Origin of the sequence: Plantactinospora sp. BB1, from assembly GCF_003030385.1 — a bacterium.
In the GTDB taxonomy this organism is placed as follows: Bacteria; Actinomycetota; Actinomycetes; order Mycobacteriales; family Micromonosporaceae; genus Plantactinospora.
The window spans coordinates 180,503-201,214 of the sequence record NZ_CP028159.1; the positions used below are offsets into that span (position 1 = coordinate 180,503).

Consider the following 20,712-nt stretch of genomic DNA (forward strand, 5'->3'; position numbering starts at 1 on the left):
GGGCGCCCGAGCGGCGGGGCGCGACCGGGTGCGGGGTGCCGGCGGGGCCGGCGCGCTGACCAGCCGATCGGATGATCGACCGCCCAGGATGAACACTCGAACGCCTCACCCGGCGCCCGGATCAGGTGCCGGCAGTGCCCGACGCCGCGCCTGCCGGAGCCGGGTCGCGCTCACCGCCCGCAGCTCCCGCCGCTCGCCGGCCCGATGCTGCTCCGCGGCGCCCGCCACGGCGGCGCGCAGCGTCGCCAGCCGGGTCCCCGGATCGGCGGTCACCGCCCGGAGGACGGCGGTGACCTCGGCGAGAATCGCCCGCACCGTGCCGCCGCGGAACAGGTCGGTGTCGTACTCGGCGGAGAGCCGCAGCTCGTCGCCGGAGCCGGTGACCCGGAGGTTGAGGTCGAGCTGGGTCGTGTCGCGGTGCACCGGCAGCTCGGTCACCCGCAGATCGGGCAGGCTGAACAGGTCGTCCGGCACGTCGTGGTGCACCAGCTTGAGTTGGAAGACCGGCGCCCGGGAGAGGTCCCGCTCCCCGCCGACCGCCTCGACCAGCCGGTCGAACGGTACCTCCCGGGCCTGGTCGCGGAGGAAGTCGTCGCGTACCCGGCCGAGCAGTTCCCGGAAGGTGGGGTCACCGGACAGGTCGGTACGCACCGGCATCTGGTTGACGAAGAAGCCGACCAGGCCGTCCAGCCCCGGGTCGTCCCGGCCGGCGAGGTCGGTGCCGATCAGGACGTCCTCCGCCCCGGTGCGGGCGTGCAACACGACCGCGAACGAGGCCAGCAGGCACATGAAGACCGTGGCCCGGCTCGCCGTGGCCAGGTCGCGGACGCCGGCACCCAGCGGCCGGGCCAGCGTGGTCGACTCGGTGCCACCCGCGTACCCCGGGTGGGCCGGTCGGGGCCGGTCGATCAGCCGGTCGGCGGTGTCCGGTGCGTCGGCGAGGCGCTCCCGCCAGTAGTCGAGCCGGGCCGCGAGGCGGTCACCGGAGTACGCCACCCGCTGCCGGCGGGCGTGCTCCCGGTACGGCACCGGCGGCGGGCCGAGCGGGTCGGGCCGCCCCGCCCGGGCCGCCGTGTAGAGCGCCGCCAGCTCCCGCAACAGCACCGGCATCGACCAGGCGTCGCAGGCCACATGGTGCAGGACGAGGAGCGCGACGTGCTCGTCCGGTGCGGTGCGCAGCAGCGTGGCACGCAGGACCGGCCCCCGGTCCAGGTCGAAGGGGCGGTGGATCTCCTCGTGTACCGCTGTCCGCAGGTCCGCCTCGGCACCGGCGGGGGCCACGGCGACGGTCAGCGGGTCGTCCGGCGCCGGCCGCACGACCTGCGCCGGTACGCCGTCGAGCACGGCGAACGTGGTGCGCAGCGGCTCGTGCCGGCGGATCACCTCCCGGACGGCGTGGCGCAGAGCGGCCACGTCCAGCGGCCCACGGATCCGTACGGCGAAGTGCACGTTGTAGGCCGCGCTCCCCGGATCGGCCTGGTGCAGGAACCAGAGCCGCTGCTGGGCGAAGGAGAGCGGCGCCGGGCCGGTGTCGTCCGGTTGCTGCGGTACCGGCGCCGCCGGTGTCGCCGAGTCGGCGATCCACCGGCGGAGCTGGGCGACGGTCGGCGCCTGGAAGACCGCCGCCACCGGTACGTCGACGCCGAGCCGGTGCCGGCTGCGCGCCACGATCCGGACGGCGCGCAGCGAGTCCCCGCCGAGGTCGAAGAAGTTGTCGTCGACGCCGATCCGGTCGCGCCCGAGCACCTCGGCCCAGACGGCGGCGAGGGTGGACTCGACCGGGTCGCGCGGCGGGGTGTACGGGCCGCCCGGGTTCGCGTCGGCCGCTATCTCGGGCAGCGCCAGCCGGTCGACCTTGCCGCTGCTGGTCAGCGGCAAATCGGTGAGTACGGCGACCCGGGCGGGTCGGAGCTGGGCCGGCAGGTCGGTGGCGGCGGTGTGCCGCACCTCGGTCGGGTCGAGGGTACGGCCGGGTTCCGGGACCAGATACGCCGCGAGGTACGGCTCGTCGGTGCCGGTGTCCCGGGCGACGACGACGGCCTGGCGCACCCCGGGGTGGCGTTCGAGGGCCGCCTCCACCTCGGCCGGCTCCACCCGCACACCACGAACCTTCACCTGATGATCCACCCGACCCAGAAACTGCACCTGCCCATCCGGCAACACACACGCCAGATCCCCGGTCCGATACATCCGAGCCCCCACCAGCCCGAACGGATCAGGCCGGAACCGATCCGCCGTCAACACCGGCTCACCCAGATAACCCCGCGACACCCCCACCCCACCCACCCACAACTCCCCCGGCACACCGACCGGCACCAACCCACCCACCCCATCCAGCACATACACCCGCACACCCCGAATCGGCCGACCGATCGGCACCGACGCCGCCACCGGCGGGACCGGGCTCGCGTACGGGTCGTGCCAGGTCGCGTCCCAGATCTCCGAGGTGCCGTAGAGGTTGAAGAGCCGGGCGTGCGGCATCGCACTCTGGAAGCGGTGCCACAACGACCACGGCAACGCCTCACCACTGCTCACCCACATCCGCAGCTCCGGCAACCGGGCACCGAGATCCGGTACCGCGTCCAGGACCGCGCGCAACAGTGACGGCACCAACCAGAGTCGCGTCACCCGCTCCCGCCCCAACACGTCCACCAGGCGCAGCGGATCCCGGGAGACCTCGTCCGAGACCACCACCGACCGCACCCCCGCCAACAACCCACCCACCAACTCCCACACCGAATCCACAAAACCCACACTCGTCTTCTGACACACCACCTCCCCCACCCCAAAACCAAACCCCTCCCACATCCACACCAACCGATTCCACAACTGCCCGTGCTCCACCACCACACCCTTCGGCCGCCCCGTCGACCCCGACGTGAACACCACGAACGCCCCATGCCCCACCACCGGAACCACCGGCGCCACCACCGAACCCCCAACCGCCGAACCCGACACCAGCGCAGCCACGCCCCCGGACACGTCGATCACCGGAGCCGCGAATCCCGGCACGCCCGAGCCCTCCACAGCAGACACCAGCACCGAGACACCGGCGGTCTCCGTCATCTCCGCCAACCGCCCAGCCGGCAACGACGGATCCAACGGCACATACACCCCACCCGCCCACCACACCGCCAGCACCACCACCGGCAGATCCACCCCACGCGGTACGCAGACCCCGACGGCCGACTCCCGCACCACACCCGCCGAACGCAACACCCCCGCCAACCGACCCGCCAACTCCGCCACCTCGGCGAACGTCACCGACACACCGGAGTCGTCCAACAACGCCACGGCAGGACCAGTGGACTCCACCACCGCCGTCAACCGCTCGAAGACCGAACCCTCGGCAACCACGTCGGCAGCCCGGTCACCGGCCACCTCTGAGAGCAACCACTCCCGCGACGCCGCCGGGAGCAGGTCGACCCGGTCGGGTCGGCTCGACGGGTCGGCGGCCATCGCGGCGAGCACGGCGGCGTAGTAGCCGCCGATGGCGCCGACCTGCTCGTCGGCGAGTACGGCCGCGTCGTAGGAGAGTTCCAGCTCGATTCGACCGGAGCGGGGATTGACGCTGAACTCCGTCCAGAGCGGAAAGTTCGTGTCGTCGAAGGTGTCCACGCCGAGGAGTTCGAGGGCGCCGAGGTCACCGAGCGCGTCGTACACGTGGAAGTTGACGAAGTTGACCGCGGTCTCGAACCATTCCTGACCGACGGCCGGACGCAGCCGGGTGGCCGGATAGCGCCGGTGCGGCAGCAGCGCGCGTTCGGTGTCGAAGACCTGGCGCACGACGGCGGTCCAGTCGCCGCCGGAGAGGTCGGCGACGAGCGGGACCACGTTGAGGAAGAGCCCGAGCACCCGATCCGCGTCCGGTTCCTCCAGCCGGCCGTTGGTGACCATGCCGGTGACGGCCCGGTCGTGGCCGGCCAGCACGGCGACCACCTTGAGATGGGCGGCCACCAGGACGCTCTTCAGCGGGACACCGGTGCCGCGCGCGAGCCGCCGCAGGCCGGTCTCGACCGGCTCGTCCACCGGCACCGCCCGCACACGTCGCTGGCGACGACCCCCGTCCGGGCCGGCGGGCGCGTCCGCCGGCCGGGGCCAGCGCGGTAGCGGTGTGGCGACCGCGTCGGCGAGCCGCTCCCGCCAGAGCCGCCGGGTCTCCTCGTCGTCCAGGCAGGCCCGCTCGGCGGCGACGAAGTCGCGGAAGGTGCTGCGCGGCGCGGGCGGCTCGGCTGCCGTCGCCCCGGTCAACTCCGCGTCGTAGGCCCGGAACAGCTCGGTCAGCAGCGTGGAGACGCTCCAGCCGTCGAGGATGGTGTTGGAGCAGCTCAGCGAGAACCAGAACTCGTCGTCGCCGAGCCGGTGCACCTGGACGCGGAGCAGCGCCGGCACCGTCCAGTCGAACGGCCGTACCTTCTCCGCGTCGGTCCAGGCGGCGATCCGCTCCCGCTGCGCCGCCGGGTCCAGGCCGCGCAGGTCCGCCACCCGCACCGGTACCCGCCCCTGGCGCCAGACGAGCTGGAGTGGCTCGGCGTAGCCGGCGAGGTCGATCGAGGTACGCAGCACCGGGTGCCGGGCGACGAGCCGGGCCACCGCCGTGTCGAGGGCGGTGGCGTCGAACGGCCCGCGCAGGTGGAAGCCGAAGACGTCGTGGTAGATGGAGAAGTCCGACCGGTACTCGTTGTCGAAGATCATGCCGTGCTGAAGAACCGAGAGCGGGTACGCGTCGACGACGTCCTCCGGCAGCCGTCCGCGGTCCGCCTCGGCCAGCAGCGCGAACGGCTCCCCGGCAGCGGTCACCGGCCCCCGTTCCGCCCCCGGCCGGCCGGCGCGGGCCAGCGCCCGGATCGTCGGTTCCGCGAACACCTGCCGCAGCGACAGGTCCAGCCCGGCCTCCTCGCGGGCCCGGGACAGCATCTGGATGCTGCGGATCGAGTCACCGCCGAGCGCGAAGAAGCTGTCCCCGGCGCCGACCCGGTCGAGCCGGAGCAGGTCGGACCAGATGCGGGCCAGCGCCTCCTCGACCGGGCCGGCGGGCGCGACGAACTCGCCGATCTCCGGGCGGGTGTCGTCCGGCTCCGGCAGTGCCGCCCGGTCGACCTTGCCGCTCCGGGTCAGCGGCAGGCTCTCCAGGAAGACGAAGGTCGCCGGCACCATGTGTTCGGGCAGCCGGTCGAGCAGGTGGCCGCGGAGGTCGGCGACGGACGGCGGGAGGCCGGCGGCGACGACGTACCCGACCAGCCGGGCCGGTGCGGCCGGCTCGGTCCGGGCGACGACGGCCGCCCGGGCGATCGACGGATGGGTGTGCAGGGCCGCCTCGATCTCGCCCGGCTCCACCCGCAACCCACGGATCTTCACCTGCCGGTCCATCCGGTCCAGGTACTCGATCGCGCCGTCGGGACGGTAGCGGGCCCGGTCGCCGGTGCGGTACAGCCGGCCGCCCGGTTCGGTGCCGAAGGGGTCGGGCACGAACCGCTCCGCCGTCAGCGCCGGCCGGTTCAGGTAGCCCCGGGCCAGCCCGATACCGGCGAGGTACAGCTCACCCGGAACGCCGACCGGTACCGGGTTGAGCCACGGGTCGAGCACGTACGTCCGGGTGTTGGCGATGGGCCGGCCGATCGGCACCGTACCGGCGGAGTCCTCGGGACGGCACGCCCAGGCGGTGACGTCGATGGACGCCTCGGTCGGGCCGTAGAGGTTGTGCAGCCGGCTGCCGGGCAGGACCTCGTAGAACCGGGCCACCAGGTCCGGTGCGAGTGCCTCGCCGCTGCACACCACGTGCCGCAGGCCGGTGCAGCGGGCGGCGTCGGGATGGTCGAGGAAGGCCCGCAGCATCGACGGTACGAAGTGGACGACGGTGACCCGTTCGTCGACGATGAGTTCGGCCAGGTAGCCCGGGTCGCGGTGCCCGCCGGGTCGGGCGACGACGATCCCGGCACCGGCCATCAGCGGCCAGAAGAACTCCCAGACCGAGACGTCGAAGCTGGCCGGTGTCTTCTGGAGGATCCGGTCCGCGCCGGTGAGCGGGTACTCGGCCGCCATCCACTCCAGCCGGTTGACCATGCCCCGGTGGGTGCTGGCGACCCCCTTCGGCTGCCCGGTCGTGCCGGAGGTGTAGATGACGTACCCGAGGTGGTCGCCGGTGACCTCGCCGGCCGGCGGCGCGTCCGCCTCGGGGGCGGTCGCGGCCCAGCCGTACGGCAGCACCAGCGCCGCCGCCGTGGCGGCCAGCGGATGGTCCGGCCGGGCGACCACGGTGGCCGCACCGGCGTCGTCGAGCAGATAGTCCAGCCGCTGCCGGGGCAGGTCCGGGTCCAGCGGCAGGTAGGCGCCGCCGGCCCGGTGCACCGCGAGCAGGGTCAGCACCAGGTCGACCGAGCGTTCCAGGCAGACCCCGACCGGCACGTCCGGGCCGACGCCGCGCTCGCGCAACCGGTGCGCCAGCGCGTTCGCGCGGCGGTCGAGTTCGCGGTAGCGCAGCCGCAGCTCCGCGCCGACCACGGCGATCCGGTCCGGCTCGGCGGCGGCGAGTGCGGCGATCCGCTGGTGCACGGCGGTGACCGTCGACGGCGGCGTGCCGGTGCGGTTCCACTCCCGGACCATCCGCCGTCGCGTGTCGGCGTCGAGGACCGGCAGCTCCCAGAGCCGGCGCTCGGGTGCCGCGACGGCGCCGGCCAGCAGGGTCCGGTAGTGCCCGGCGATCCGCTGCGCGGTGGCGTCGTCGAAGAGGTCGGTGGCGTACTCCAGCCACCCCTCGACCCGGTCGCCCAGCTCGGTCATCACCAGCGTCAGGTCGAACTTGGCGGTGTCGTTGTGCACGTCCACCACGCCCATCGTGAGCCCCGGCACGGTCACCGGCGGCAGCGGCGCGTTCTGGAGCACGAACATCACCTGGAACAGCGGCGTGTGGCCGGGGTCCCGGTCCGGTCGCAGCTCCTCGACGAGCCGCTCGAACGGGACCTCCTGATGCTCGTAGGCGCCGAGGGTGACCTCCCGGACCCGGTGCAGGATCTCCCGGAAGGTGGGGTTGCCGTCCAGTTCGGTGCGCAGGACCAGGGTGTTGACGAAGAAGCCGATCAGGCCCTCGAACTCCGGGCGGGTGCGGTTGGCGATCGGCGTACCGACCGGGACGTCGGCCCGGCTGGTGTAGCGCACCAGCAGGGCGGTGAAGGCGGCCAGCAGCGCCATGAAGAGGGTGACGTCGTGCGCCCGGCACAGCCGCCGCACCTGCGCGACCAACTCCGGGTCGAGGGAGAAGAGGTGTCGCCGCCCCCGGTCGCCGCGCACCGGCGGGCGGGACCGGTCGGCGGGCAGCTCGACCGGGGCCGACGCGCCGGTCAGCCGCTCCCGCCAGTACGCGAGTCCGGCCTCCAGCGCGCCGCTGCCGAGCCGGTCCCGCTGCCATTGCGCGTAGTCGGCGTACTGGATGGGTGGCTCGGGCAGCGCGGCGGTCTCCCCGGCGACCGCACTGGCGTAGCCGGTCGCCACCTCCTGGACCAGCACCCCCATCGACCAGCCGTCCGCCGCGATGTGGTGCATGGTGAGGACGAAGAGGTGGTCGTCGGCGTCGATCCGGAGCAGGGCGGCCCGCAGCAGGGGCCCGTTGCGCAGGTCGAAGGGCACCCGCGCCTCCGCCACGGCCTCGGCGAGGGCGGCCTCGTAGCGCTCGGCGGCGGGCCGGCCGGTCAGGTCGCGTACCGGCAGCGGCACCGGTTCGGCGGCCAGCACCACCTGTTCGGCCCGGCCGTCCCGGGACGGGTAGACGGTGCGCAGGATCTCGTGCCGTCGGGCCACCCCGCTGACCGCCTCGGCGAGGGCGTCACGGTCGAGGCGGCCGGAGAGCCGTACGACGACGTAGACGTTGTAGACGGCACTGCCGGCGTCGTACTGGTCGAGGAACCACATGCGCTGCTGCGCCGAGGAGAGCGGCGCCACCGTACCCTCGGGACGGCGGCGGACCGCGTCCGACCGCTCCCGCCGCAACTGCTCCAGCAGGGCCCGCCGCCGTGGCGAGAGCCCGTCGATCCGGCTCGACAGTTCCGTCACGCCAGTCCCCGTTCTTCCAGCATCCGTTCCACCTCGGCGTCGCTGAGCCCCTCCACCTCGGTGACGAGCCCCGCCAGGTCGGCTCCACCGCCCGCCGACGCGACACTGCGACGGTCGATCTCGGCGGCCAGCGCGGCCACCGAGTCGTGCTCGAACATGCTGCGCAGCGGCAGTTCGACGGCGAACCGGTCCCGGACCCGCGACTGCACCTGGGTGGCCAGCAGGGAATGCCCGCCGAGTTCGAAGAAGCGGGCGTCGGCGCCGACCCGCTCGACGTCCAGCACAGCCGTCCAAATCTCCGCCACGGCGCGCTCGGTCTCGGTGGACGGCGGCACGTACGGCCGTTCGCTGGCCCGGCCCGGCGCCGGAAGTGCCTTGCGGTCGACCTTCCCGCTGGTGTTGAGCGGCAGGGCCGCCAGCACCACGAACGCGTCGGGTACGAGGTGGCCGGGGAGGCGCTGCCGCAGGTGGTCGCGTACCCCCTCGACGAGCCGGTCGTCGGCGGCGCCGGACATCGGGGTGTTGCCGAACCGGTCCCAGGACGCCGGCAGCGCTGCCCGGGTGGCGCGGACCGGCTCCTGGCCGGTTGCGGCGTTCGCCGGACGGCACACCACGTCGAACGCGGTCGGCGAGGTACCGGACCAGGAGACCACCGCCCGCCGCTCGTACTTGTCGGCCAGCTCCACCAGGTCCGCCGGGTCGACGCCGTCCCACCCGGCGGCCCGCGCGGCGACCAGGTCGCGCAGGTGCCGCACCGGGGTGTCCGGGTCGGTGTCGGCGTCGGCCAGCAGGTCCAGCAGCGCGGCCGGCTCGGCGAGTCGCGCGTTGCGCACCCCGCGCAGCAGCACGGTCGCACCGTCGCCGACGGCGAGGGCGTCGCGGAATCCGGCCGGCGACCCGACCACCCGGACCGGACCGTCCGGTGCCGGCGCGGCGGCCCGCAGCGTCACGTCGTAGCGGAACCGGGTGAACTCGTTGTCGCCGCGACCGCCCTTCAGCTCGATCTCGACGGCGCCGATCCCGGGCAGTTCCGGCAGCACGGCGGTGAAGAACTCCGGGTCGACCGCCAGCTCCTTCTCCGCCCGCACGGCCCAGTCCACCTCCCGGGCGAGCACGCCGACGGTCGACTGTGGATCGGCGTTGGCCAGCGCGACGGAGGCGTGGAAGGCGCGCAGCAGCGGGAGGCTGCGCACCCCGCCGACGAAGACCGCACCGCCGGGGCGGACCGCGCGGGCCGCGCCCGCCAGTACCCGCCGCAGGTAGTCGACGCCGGGAAGATACTGCACGACCTCGTTGACCACGACCACGTCGTAGTCGCCCGGGGCGATGCCGGCGAAGTCGTCGGCGGCCTGGTGCCGCAGGACGAGTTCCGGCATCCCCGGCTGACCGGCCGTCGCCGCGCGCAGCCGGCGCACCGCCTCCGCCGACAGGTCGGTGCCGTGGTAGGCGTCGCAGTGCGGTGCGAGTCGGCGCAGCAGCAGGCCGGTGCCGCAGCCCAGCTCCAGGATCCGCCGTGGCCGGAGCGCCCGGATCCGTCCGACGGTGTCCGCGACACACTCGGCGATCTCCGCGTCCGGCAGCGGCCGACGGGTGTAACTGCTGGTCCAGACCCGCCGGCTCAGCCCGGTGTCGTCGGTGTCCTGGCCGTACACCTCGTCGAAGACGCCGCGCCAACCGGCGACCCGCTCGCCGTCACCGGTGCCGTCCGCCGCCGCGTCGCCGGCCGGCACCAGGTAGGCAACGAGCCGCTTCTCACCGCCCGCCTCGGCACGGGCCACCACCACGCTCTCGTGGACCCGCGGGTGTGCGTTCAGGGCCGCCTCCACCTCGCCCGGCTCGATCCGGTGGCCGCGTACCTTGACCACGTGGTCGGTGCGGCCGAGGAAGTCGATGACGCCGTCCGGCCGCTGCCGTACCAGGTCCCGGGTGCGGTAGAGCCGGGCGCCGGGCAGCGCGGAGAACGGGTCGGGCACGAACACCTCGGCGGTGCGTACCGGGTCGTCGAGGTAGCCCCGTCCCACCCCGATCCCGCCGATGTGCAGTTCGCCGGGGAGGCCGACCGGCTGCGGCGCGCCGTACCGGTCGAGGACGTAGGCGCGCATGTTCCGGATCGGGGTGCCGATGGCGACCACGGCCGGGCCGGCGAGCTGATCCGGGCCGGTGATCGCCAGGTGGCACTGGTCGTCGGAGCACTCGGTCGAGCCGTACGTGTTGAGCACCGGGACGTGCGGATAGAGCCCGAACCACTCCCGGCACAGGTCGGCCTGCAACGCGTCGCCGGTCGGCACCATCCAGCGCAGCCGGCCCAGGGCCGGACGGGCGGCGCCGAGCGCGGCGGCCTCGGTGACCATGCCACGCAGCACCGCCGGCACGACCTGGAGCACGGTGACGCCGGTCCGGGCCACCTCGGCCAGCAGCCGGGCCGGCTCCTGGGCCACCTCGTCGGTGAAGACCTCGACCGCCGCGCCGCGCACCAGCGGGGCGAGGAACTGCCAGACCGACACGTCGAACGACTGGGGGCCGTTCTGCGCCACCACGTCACCGGCGGTCACCCCGCAGTCGTCCAGCTTGGCGGTGACGTGGTTGAGCATGCCGGCGTGCTCCACCATCGCGCCCTTCGGCACGCCGGTGGAGCCGGAGGTGTAGAGCACGTAGGCGAGGTCGCCGGGGCCGCCGCGCGGTGCGGGGTCGGCCTCGTCGCCGGCCACACCGTCCACTTCGGTCAGCTCGGCCAGGGGTACGATCCGTGGCCGCGCGTCGTCGTCGGATCCGCCGGGCGGTGCGGTGTCGAGCGCCGTGCGGAGGTCGTCCAGCCGGATGCCGGCGACCACGGTCCGGGAGCGGCTACGCCGCACCAGGTCGGCCAGGCGCTCGGCGGGCGCGTCCGGCTCGATCGGCAGGTAGGCGGCGCCGGTCTTGAGGATGCCGAGCAGCAGCGCGAGGTAGTCGACGCCGCGTCGGGCCAGCACCGCGACGATGTCGCCCCGGCCGGTGCCCCGGCGCAGCAGCGCGTGCGCGATCCGGTTGGCCCGGGCGTTCAGTCCGGCGTACGTCGACTCGTCGGCGCCGCAGCGCACCGCGACCGCGTCCGGGGTACGGGCCGCCTGCCGCTCGACGAGATGGTGCACGCAGCCCGGCCACTCCTCCGGTACGGCGGTGTCGTTCCACTCCAGCACGGTCCGGCGGTAGTCGTCCCCGGTCAGCAGCGGTACCCGTGCGACGTCCGCACCGGGGTCGTCGACGACCGCCCGCAGCAGCGTCAGGTAGTGCGCCGACATCCGCGCGACGCGGTCCCGGTCGAACAGCTCGGTGCTGTACTCCAGGAGCCCGAGCAGCCCGTCCGACGCGGGAAACAGCTCCAGCGTGAGGTCGTACTTGGCGGTGCCGTTGTGCAGCGGCGCCGGCCGGACGGTGAGGCCGGGCAGCTCGACCTCGGGGCGCGGAACGTTCTGTAGGACGAACATCACCTGGAACAGCGGCGTCTGCCGCAGGTCCCGCTCGGGTTGCAGCTCCTCGACGAGCCGCTCGAACGGCAGGTCCTGGTGCCCGAAGGCGTCCAGCGCGGTCTGGCGTACCCGGTCCAGCACCTCCCGGAAGCTGGTCGCGCCGCCGGTCCGCAGCCGCAGCACCAGGGTGTTGACGAAGAAGCCGATCAGGTTCTCCGTCTCCGGGCGGTTGCGGTTGGCGACGGGGACGCCGACGCAGATGTCGGCCTCGCCGCTGTGCCGGGCGAGCAGCACCTCGAAGACGGCGAGCAGCACCATGAACCGGCTCGTCCCGGTCTGCTCGGCCAGGCTGTCCACGGCGCCGAGGAGGGGTGCCGGGACGGTGAAGCGGTGCACGTCGCCGTCGCCGCGGGCGTCGGCCGCGCGGGGCCGGTCGGTCGGCAGCTCCAGCAGCGGCGGCGCCCCGTCGAGCTGGCGCCGCCAGTAGTCGAGGTCTCCGGCGTGCCGGTCGGTGTTCGCGCGCTGCCACCGGGCGAAGTCGAGGTACTGGATCGGCAGCTCCGGCAGCTCCGCCGCCGCCCCGGTGCGGTACGCCCGGTACAGCTCCACGATCTCCCGGGTGAGCACCCCGAGCGACCAGCCGTCCAGCGCGACCTGGTGCATCGCGAGTACGAAGAGGTGGTCCTCGGGGTCGATCGCCAGCAGCAGTGGGCGCAGCAGCGGCGGGCGCGCGATGTCGAACGGGCGCCGCACGTGCTCGCGGGCGATCCGCAGCGCGGTCGCCTCGCGGTCGGCCGGGCCGGTCCCCGGCACCGGGCGGACCGGTATCTCGACCGGGGGCGGGTCGGCGACGGTCTGGGTCGGTACGCCGTCGACCGGGTGGAAGCCGGTACGCAGCACGTCGTGCCGGGCGACGACCTCGCGCAGTGCGCGGGTCAGCGTGTCGACGTCCAGCCGGCCGTGCATGCGCAGCGCCACGTGGTCGTTGAGGGCCGGGCTCTCCGGGGCGTACTGGTGCATGAACCAGATGCGTTGCTGGGCGAACGACATCGGCCCGCTGCGCCGCTCCGGGTGCCGGGGGATGCCGTCGGCGGTGGCGGCCCGCTCGGCCAGGGCGCGCATCAGCAGCGCACGCTTGGCCGGCGACAGGGCGTCGGCCCGCAGGCGGTGGTCCTGTGACTCGCTCATCGTTCAGCTCGTCCCCTCTTGACTCGTCCGCGCCGAGGCGGACCCGTTCAGCTCGCGTTCGGCCTCCTCGTCGGTCATCCGCTCCAGCTGCGCCAGCAGCTCCGCCACGCCGTCGTCGCGGGCGGCCCCGGCCAGCAGGGCGGACTCCACCGCCTCCGCCATCCCGGCGAGGGTGGCGGCGGTGAACAGGTCCCGTACGGGGACCTCGACACCGAGGACGGTCCGGATCCGTGCCACCACCTGCATCAGGTTCAGGGAGGTGGCGCCGAGGTCGAAGAAGTTCGCGTCGACGCTGACCCGCCGCCGGCCCAGCACGTCGAGCCAGATGTCGTGCAGCGCCTCCTCGACCGGCGTACGCGGCGGCACGAGGTCGCCGCCGGGTTCCGGCACCTCGAACCGGTGCAGCCGGGCGCGGTCCACCTTGCCGCTGGTGGTGAGCGGCAGCGCGGGCACCGGTACGACGGCCGCCGGCACCAGGTAGCCGGGGAGGCGGGCGCGGAGGAAGTCGACGATCCCGGCCGGGTCGGCGCCGGGGTGCGGCTCGACGAAGGCGACCAGGCTGTGCCCGCCCGAGGCGGTGCGCCGGGCGATGACGGCGCCGGCCCGTACCGCCGGGTGGGCGTGCAGCGCGCTCTCGGCCTCGGCCGGCTCCACCCGTACGCCGTCGATCTTCACCTGGTGGTCGGTGCGGCCGACGTACTCCAGCTGGCCGTCGACCCGCCAGCGGGCCAGGTCGCCGGTGCGGTACAGCCGGGCGCCGGGCGGGCCGAACGGGTCCGGGACGAAGCGTTCGGCGGTCCGGTCCGGGGCGTTCAGGTAGCCACGGGCCAGCCCGTCGCCCCCGACGTACAGCTCGCCCACCACCCCGACCGGGACCCGCTGCCCGGCCCGGTCCAGCACCTGCACCCGGGTGTTGGCCAGCGGGCGGCCGATCGGCACCGGCCCGGTCTCGACGCCGGTCTGGTAGCCGGTGGCGTCCCCCATCACCTCGGTCGTCCCGTAGAGGTTGAGCAGCGTCGCGTCCGGCAGCAGCCGCCGGAAGTGGGCCACCAGGTCGGCGGTGAGCGTCTCGCCGCTGACGGTCCAGCGCCGCAGCGCCGGCAGCCGCTCACCGGTCGCCTCCAGGATGTGCAGCACGACCCGGAGCAGGGACGGCACCAGGACGATCCGGCTGACCCGGTGCGCCGCGAGCGCCCTTACCAGCCGGGCCGGGTCGCCGGTGACCTCCGCCGGCAGTACCACCAGGGGCACCCCGCCGAGCAGCGGCCCGAACAGCTCCGCCACCGAGTCCACGAACGTCATGGCGGTCTTCTGGCAGCACACCTCGCCCGGCTCGTACGGCTGGGTGTGCCAGGACCAGTGCAGCCGGTTGACCACCGCGCGGTGGGTGCCCAGCACCCCCTTGGGGCGGCCGGTGGAGCCGGAGGTGTAGATCACGAACGCGGCCTCCTCCGGGCCGACCGGGCTGCCGGCCGCCTCGGCCGGGCCCGGACCGGCCTCGGCTTCGGCCTCCGTCTCGGACTCGTTCCCGGACTCCGTCTCGGACCCGGACTCGGTCTCGGACCCGGACTCGGTCTCGGACCCGGACTCGGTCTCGGAGTCGGCCGTCGAGACGTCCAGCACCGGGACCGGCAGGTCCGGTGGGGCCGACGCCGGGTGGGTGACGACCAGCCGGCTGCCGCTGTCGGCGAGCACCGCGCCGAGCCGCTCCGGGCCCTGCGCCGGATCGAGCGGCAGGTAGGCCGCGCCGGCCCGGAGGGTGGCCAGGACCGCGACGACCGCGTCCACGCCGCGCGGCAGGCAGACGCCGACCACCTGACCGGTCCGCACGCCGCACCGGACCAGATGTGCGGCCAGCGCCGAGGTCCGGCGGTCGAGTTCCCGGTACGTCAGCACGCGCTCGCCGTCGACGAGACAGACCGCCTCCGGGGTCCGGGCCACCTGGGCGGCGAAGAGTTCGGGCAGGGTGCGGTCGCGCGGGTACGGCGTGTCGGTGGCGTTCCACCGGGCCAGTGTCCGGGCCCACTCCGTCCCGGACTCCAGCGGCAGCCGGCCCACCGGCGTCCCCGGGTCCTCGGCCACCGCCCGCAGCAGCGTCACCAGGTGGCCGGCCCATCTCGCCACGGTCGCCTCGTCGAGCACGTCGGTGCTGTAGTCGAAGTCCAGGCGCCAGCCGTCGCCGGACTCCACCCCGTTCACCCCGAGGTCGAACTGGGCGTGCGCGACCGGCAGCTCCAGCTCCTCGACCCGCAGGCCGGCGAGGTCCGGTGGGCGTACCGTCCGGTCGAGGTTGAAGACCGTGCGGAACAGTGGCGTACGGGCCGGGTCGACCCGCACACCCAGCCGCTCGGCGAGCAGCCCGGAGGGATGGTCCTGACGCTCGTACGCGTCGAGCAGGTGGTCGCTGACCTGGCGCAGCAGCGCCGTGTACGGCTGGTCGGCGTCGACCGTGGCCCGGATCGGCAGTACGTCCACGCAGTGCCCGACGGTCGTCTCCGCGCCCGCCGCACCGCGCCCGTTGACCGGTACCCCGACCACCACGTCGGGCTGGTTGGTCAGCCGGTGCAGCAGCACCTGGTACGCGCTGAGCAGCACCATGAGCAGCGTCGACCCGCCCGGCGCCCCGACCGCGCGCAACCGGTTGACCAGGCCGGTGTCCAGGGTGGTGGTGTACCGGGCACCGCGCATCGTCCGAGCTGCCGGGCGGGGCCGGTCGGTCGGCAGGTCCAGCTCCGGCGGCGGGCCGGCCATCCGGTCCAACCAGTACCGCTCGGTTCCGGCGGCGTCCGGCCCGGTCAGGCGCTCGGCCAACTCCGTCACGTACGCCCGGAACGGCCGTGCCGGCGGCGGCTGCCACGCCTGACCGCGCCGCCGCGCCGTGTAGGCGGCACCGATCTCCTGGAGCAGCAGGCCGACCGACCAGCCGTCGGCGACGATGTGGTGCACGGTCAGCGCGAGCAGGTGCTCGTCCGGCCCGGAGGGTGCGACGGCGAACCTGATCAGCGGCCCGGCGGCCAGGTCGAAGGGGCGGCGCTCCCGCTCGGCCAGCCAGGCCGGCACGTCCGCACCGCGCTCGGCCGGCACCGGCACCAGCGGCACGTCCACCTCGGCCGCCGGCAGCACCCGCTGCCAGCGGGCCTGGTCGTCGTCAAAGACGGTACGCAGCGCCTCGTGCCGGGCCACCACCGCCCGGACCGCGCCGCGCAGCGCGTCGAGATCCAGGTCGCCGTGGAGTCGCAGGACGCTGGTCTGGTGGTACGCCACCGAGGCCTGCGGATCGAACTGCGCGACCGTCCACAGTTGACGCTGCGCGGCGGTCAGCGGACAGGTCGGGTCGTCCGCGCGCACGCCGCCCGGCGGGTGCGAGCGCTCGTCCGCGCCGACGACGGCCGGGGCGGGTACCCGGTCCTCCCTGGCCGGTCCCCCGGACGGTGCCGCCGGGGTGTGCAGCACCGGCCCCTCCCCGGCGGGCAGCAGCCCGGCCGCGCGCATCGCGGTGACGCCCTCGCGGACCGCGTGCACGATCCGGTCGACGTCCTCGTCGGTGTGCACGGCGGAGAGGAAGGCGTTGTGCCCCTCCCGGGCGTGCACACCGCGCAGGACCAGGTGGTAATAAAGCAGGTGAATGTCCTGTGTGGAAAAGAATCGGAAGAGCGATCCGAAGTGCGCCACCCGGATCGGCACCGCCTCCTCGGCGAAGAAGTCGTTGAGCCGTTCGACCATCTCGGCGGTGCGCCGGTTGAGCGCGTCGTGCAGCTCCGGCCCCCGCCGGGTCAGCTCGGCGAGCACGGCGGAGGCGGCGGCCATCGCGAGCGGGTGCTTGCAGAAGGTGCCGGCGAAGAACGTCGTCTCGGCCGACGGGAAGGAGTCGTCGCCGTACGACCAGGTGCCGCCGTCGACCGCGTCGAGGAACCGCGCGTCACCGGCGACGGCGCCGATCGGCAGGCCGCCGCCGAGCACCTTGCCGTAGGTGGCGAGGTCGGCGCGTACCCCGAACCACTCCTGCGCGCCACCCGGGCGGGTCCGCAGCCCGGTGACGATCTCGTCGAAGACCAGCGCGGCTCCTGACCCGGTGGTCAGTTCCCGCAGTTCCCGCAGGAACCATCCCGGTTGGATGTCCGGCCGGCGGCTCTGCACCGGCTCCACGAGTACGGCGGCTAGGTCGTCGCCCTGGGCACGTAGCGTCCGCAGGGCCGCCTCGTCGGCGTACGGCAGGATGATCAGGTCGTCGACCATGCGTTGCGGGATGCCGGGGGCGACCGGCGCGGGCGGCAGGTCGGGCCGCAGCCGCCGCATGCTGCCCAGTGTGCCGTCGTAGATCCCGTGGTAGGAGCCGGCGAACATCGCCACCCTGGTCCGGCCGGTCGCGGCGCGGGCCAGCCGCAGCGCCATCATCACGGCCTCGCTGCCGGAGTTGCAGAACGCCACCCGGGCCGCCCCGGTCAGCCCGGCCAGCAGCCTGGCGACCTCGCCGGCCCGATCGGACTGCACCCCGATGTGCACACCGCGATCGAGCTGCTCGCGGATCGCCTCGGTGACGAACGGCGGCGAGTGGCCGAACAGGTTCGAGCCGTACCCCATCATCACGTCGACGTACTCGTTGCCGTCGACGTCCCAGAGCCGGGCGCCGGCGGACCGTTCCGCCGCGATGGGATAGACCATCTCCTTGATCGCCATGCGGAAGTCCGACATGACCCGGTTGTCGTTGTCGGCCAGCACCGGGCGGTGGGTCGCGGCGAGCCGTCGCGAGCCGGCGGTCCGCCGGGTGTATTCGGTGATCAGGTTGGCGAGGGCGCGCGGGCTGCCGGAGGTCGCGCCGGTCCGCCGCACGACGATGGGCCGGAACGGTACGAAGGGCTCGGCGCCCGGCACCGCCTCCGGTTCCGCCTCCCCCGCCCCGGCGGTCGCCGCTGGCGTCGCCCCCGCCGCCCCCACCGGAGCTGCCTCGGATGCCGGCGGCGGTGCGTGCCGGGCCGGGTCGTACTCCGCCGCGACGTGCCCGGCGACCGCCTCCAGCGTGGTCAGCTCGGAGAGCAACTGGCGGACGGTGAGCCGTACCCCGAACGTCGACTCGATCACCTGGGCCGCCTCGATCAGGACCAGCGAGTCGAGTCCGATCTCCAGCAGCGACGCGCCCGGGTCGACCCGCTCGGGACTCACCCGCAGCAGCCGCGCCGTCAGGTCCCGCAACCGGGCCAGTACGTCGTGCGCTGCGACGCCTTCCGGCACGGCGGCCGGTACCGGATCCGGCTCGGTCGGTACCGCCGCCGACTCCGGCTCTCCGGCGGTCGGCGCCAACTCCGGCACGGTCGATTCCGGCCCTCGCGCGGTCGAGTCCGGCTCTCGGGTGCCGGGTACGGCCGGCGGGGCGGCCTCCGGTTCGGGCAGCCAGTACCGCTTCGGCGCGAACGGGTATTTCGGCACCGTCACCCGGCGGGGCTGCCGGTGGCCGTCGAACGCCCGCCAGTCGACCGGCACCCCGGCGACGTAGGCGCCGCCGAGCGCCGCGAGCATGGTCTGCGTCGGGTCGCGCTCGGCGTCCAGCGACGACAGCCAGGTCAACCCGGGATCGGGCGCGATCCGCCGGCCCAGCGGGGCGAGGGTGGGATGGGGTCCGATCTCCAGGAAGACCTCGACACCGTGCTCGACCAGCGCGCCGACCCCGGCGGCGAAGAGCACCGGCTGCCGGGCCTGCGCGGCCCAGTACCCGGGCTCCAGCTCGTCGGCGCCGCCGACGAACCGTCCGGTGCGGCCGGAGACCATCGGGATGCGCGGTTCGGTGAACCGGGCGGTCGCGGCGCTTTCCCGCAGGGCGGGCAGGATCGGGTCCATCAGCGGCGAGTGGAACGGCACCGCGCCGGGCAGCGGCCGGACCGGCAGGCCGGCGGCGGCGCAGCGTTCGGCGAACTCCTCGACCGCGACGCGGTCGCCGGAGACGACGGTGTGCCGTGGACCGTTGACCGCCGCCACCGCTATGCCGCCGGCACCGGGGCCGAGCAGCGGGGTGACGTCGCGCTCCTCGGCGAGGACCGCCACCATCAGCCCGCCCGTCACGGCCTCGGCGGTGAGCCGTCCGCGTTCGGCCACCAGCCGCGCCGCGTCGGGCAGGCTCACGGCGCCGGCAACGCAGGCGGCGGCGTACTCGCCGAGGCTGTGCCCGAGCACCGCCTCCGGGCGCAGCCCCCAGCGCAGCCAGGTGCGGGCCAGCGCGTATTCCAGCGCGAAGAGGATCGGCTGGGCGATCCGGGTGTCGGCGAGCTGGGCCGAGGCGGGGTGCGCCGGGTCGAGATACCGGTGCGCCGGCTCGTCGAGATGCGGGCGGAGCGCCTCGTCCACCTCGTCGAAGGCGGCCCGGAAGGCCGGTTCGGTGTCGCGCAGGCCGGCACCGGCACCGGGGTGCAGCCGCCCCTGCCCGGTGAAGAGGAAGGCGGTCGCCGGACGACGCGAGGCATGCCCGGCCGCGACGCCGGGCCGGCGTCCGGTGCCGCCGAGATGGCGGGTGAGCGCCCCGGCGAGCGCGCCGGCCGAGTCCCCGACGACGGCCAGCCGGTGTGGAAGGGCGGCACGCCCGTCGTTCGCGGTGTAGCAGTAGTCCGCGACGGGCAGGTCCGGGTGCGCGGCGAGGTGGGCCCGGTGCCGGTCGGCGAGGGTACGCAGCGCCTCGGCGCTCTTCGCCGACAGCGTCAGCAGGTGCGCCGGGCGCGCGGGCGTACCGGGGACCGGTGCGGGCGCGGCGACCGGCGCCTCCTCCAGCACCACGTGGGCGTTGGTGCCGCCGATGCCGAGCGAGCTGACGCCGGCCCGGCGGGGGAACTCCCGGGCCGGCCACTCCCGCAGTTCGGTGTTGACGTAGAACGGGCTGCCGGCGAAGTCGATGCGCGGGTTGGGCGTGCTGAAGTTCAGGCTGGGCGGGATCTCCCGGTGCCAGAGCGCCAGGGCCGTCTTGATGAGCCCGGCCACCCCGGCGGCCGCGTCCAGGTGACCGATGTTCGTCTTCACCGAGCCGAGCGCGCAGAAGCCGCGCTGGTCGGTGGTACGCCGGAACGCCTGGGTGAGCGCGGCCACCTCGATCGGGTCGCCGAGTTCGGTGCCGGTACCGTGCGCCTCGACGTACCCGACCGTGTCGGCGGGGACGCCGGCGAAGGCCAGCGCGCCGGCCACCACGGCGGCCTGGGCGTCGACGCTCGGCGCCGTGTAGCTGACCTTCGTGGCGGCGTCGTTGTTCACCGAGGTGCCCTTGATGACCGCGTACACCCGGTCGCCGTCGCGGATCGCGTCCGGCAGCGGCCGCAGGACGACAGCACCGAGCCCGTTGCCGAAGACGGTGCCGTGGGCGTCCCGGTCGAACGTCCGGGTGTGCCCGTCCGGCGAGAAGATCGCGTTCGGGTTGAAGACGTACCCGGTCCGCTGCCGGGTCTGCACGGCGACGCCGCCCGCGATGGCCACCTCGGACTGCCCGCTCAGGATGCTCTGGCAGGCCAGGTGCACCGCGACCAGCGAGGTGGAGCAGGCGGTCTGCACCGCGACGCTCTCACCGGTCAGGTTGAGCTTGTAGGAGACCCGGGTGGGCAGGTAGTCCTTGTCGGTGCCGATCACCCCCTGGTAGGCGCGCACCGCCGAGGTGGCGCCGCGCAGCACCGAGAGGCCGTACGTGCTGGCGGTGGAGCCGGCGTACAGGGCCACCGTCAGGTCGCCCCGGGTCAGGTCGTGGCCGGTGTCCTCCATCGCCTCCCAGACGCACTGGAGAAAGAGCCGGTGCTGCGGGTCCATGAGTTCGGCCTCGGACGCCGAGACGCCGAAGAACTCCGCGTCGAAGAGGTCGGCGCCGTCGAGGACACCGGCGGCCGGTACGAACCCTTCGGCGCTCTGGTCCACCGGCAGGTACGACGGCGGCTCCATCTCCTCCGCGCCGAAGAAGCTCACCGACTCGACCCCGGCGCGGAGGTTGGACCAGAACTGGTCGAGATCCGCCGCCCCGGGGCAGCGGATGGCCATGCCGACGATGGCGATGTCGGTGTCGTTCACGAGACCC

At 74.3% G+C, this 20,712-nt stretch carries 3 protein-coding genes; all 3 read right to left on the minus strand.

Annotation, left to right across the window (positions count from 1 at the left end):
* Positions 1 to 105: 105 nt before the first annotated feature.
* Genes C6W10_RS00805 through C6W10_RS00815 form a run of 3 tightly spaced genes read right to left on the minus strand, consistent with a single transcriptional unit; the run spans position 106 to position 20,705 of the window.
* Complete coding sequence (locus C6W10_RS00805; protein ID WP_107255894.1) at positions 106 to 8,046, minus strand: amino acid adenylation domain-containing protein; 7,941 nt, start codon at positions 8,044 to 8,046, stop codon at positions 106 to 108.
* Complete coding sequence (locus C6W10_RS00810) at positions 8,043 to 12,680, minus strand: non-ribosomal peptide synthetase (RefSeq protein WP_107255895.1); 4,638 nt, start codon at positions 12,678 to 12,680, stop codon at positions 8,043 to 8,045. The genes C6W10_RS00805 and C6W10_RS00810 overlap by 4 nt, the downstream gene beginning before the upstream one ends.
* Positions 12,681 to 12,683: 3 nt before the next feature.
* Positions 12,684 to 20,705 carry a non-ribosomal peptide synthetase/type I polyketide synthase gene (locus tag C6W10_RS00815; RefSeq protein ID WP_159104399.1) on the minus strand — a complete coding sequence of 2,674 codons (8,022 nt, stop codon included), beginning with the start codon at positions 20,703 to 20,705 and terminating at the stop codon, positions 12,684 to 12,686.
* Between the last annotated feature and the right edge of the window lie 7 nt (positions 20,706 to 20,712).

What these genes read in the sequence shown, in the direction of transcription:
- C6W10_RS00810 (WP_107255895.1), bottom strand. Translation starts at nt 12,680, where the DNA reads ATGAGCGAGTCACAGGACCACCGCCTGCGGGCCGACGCCCTGTCGCCG.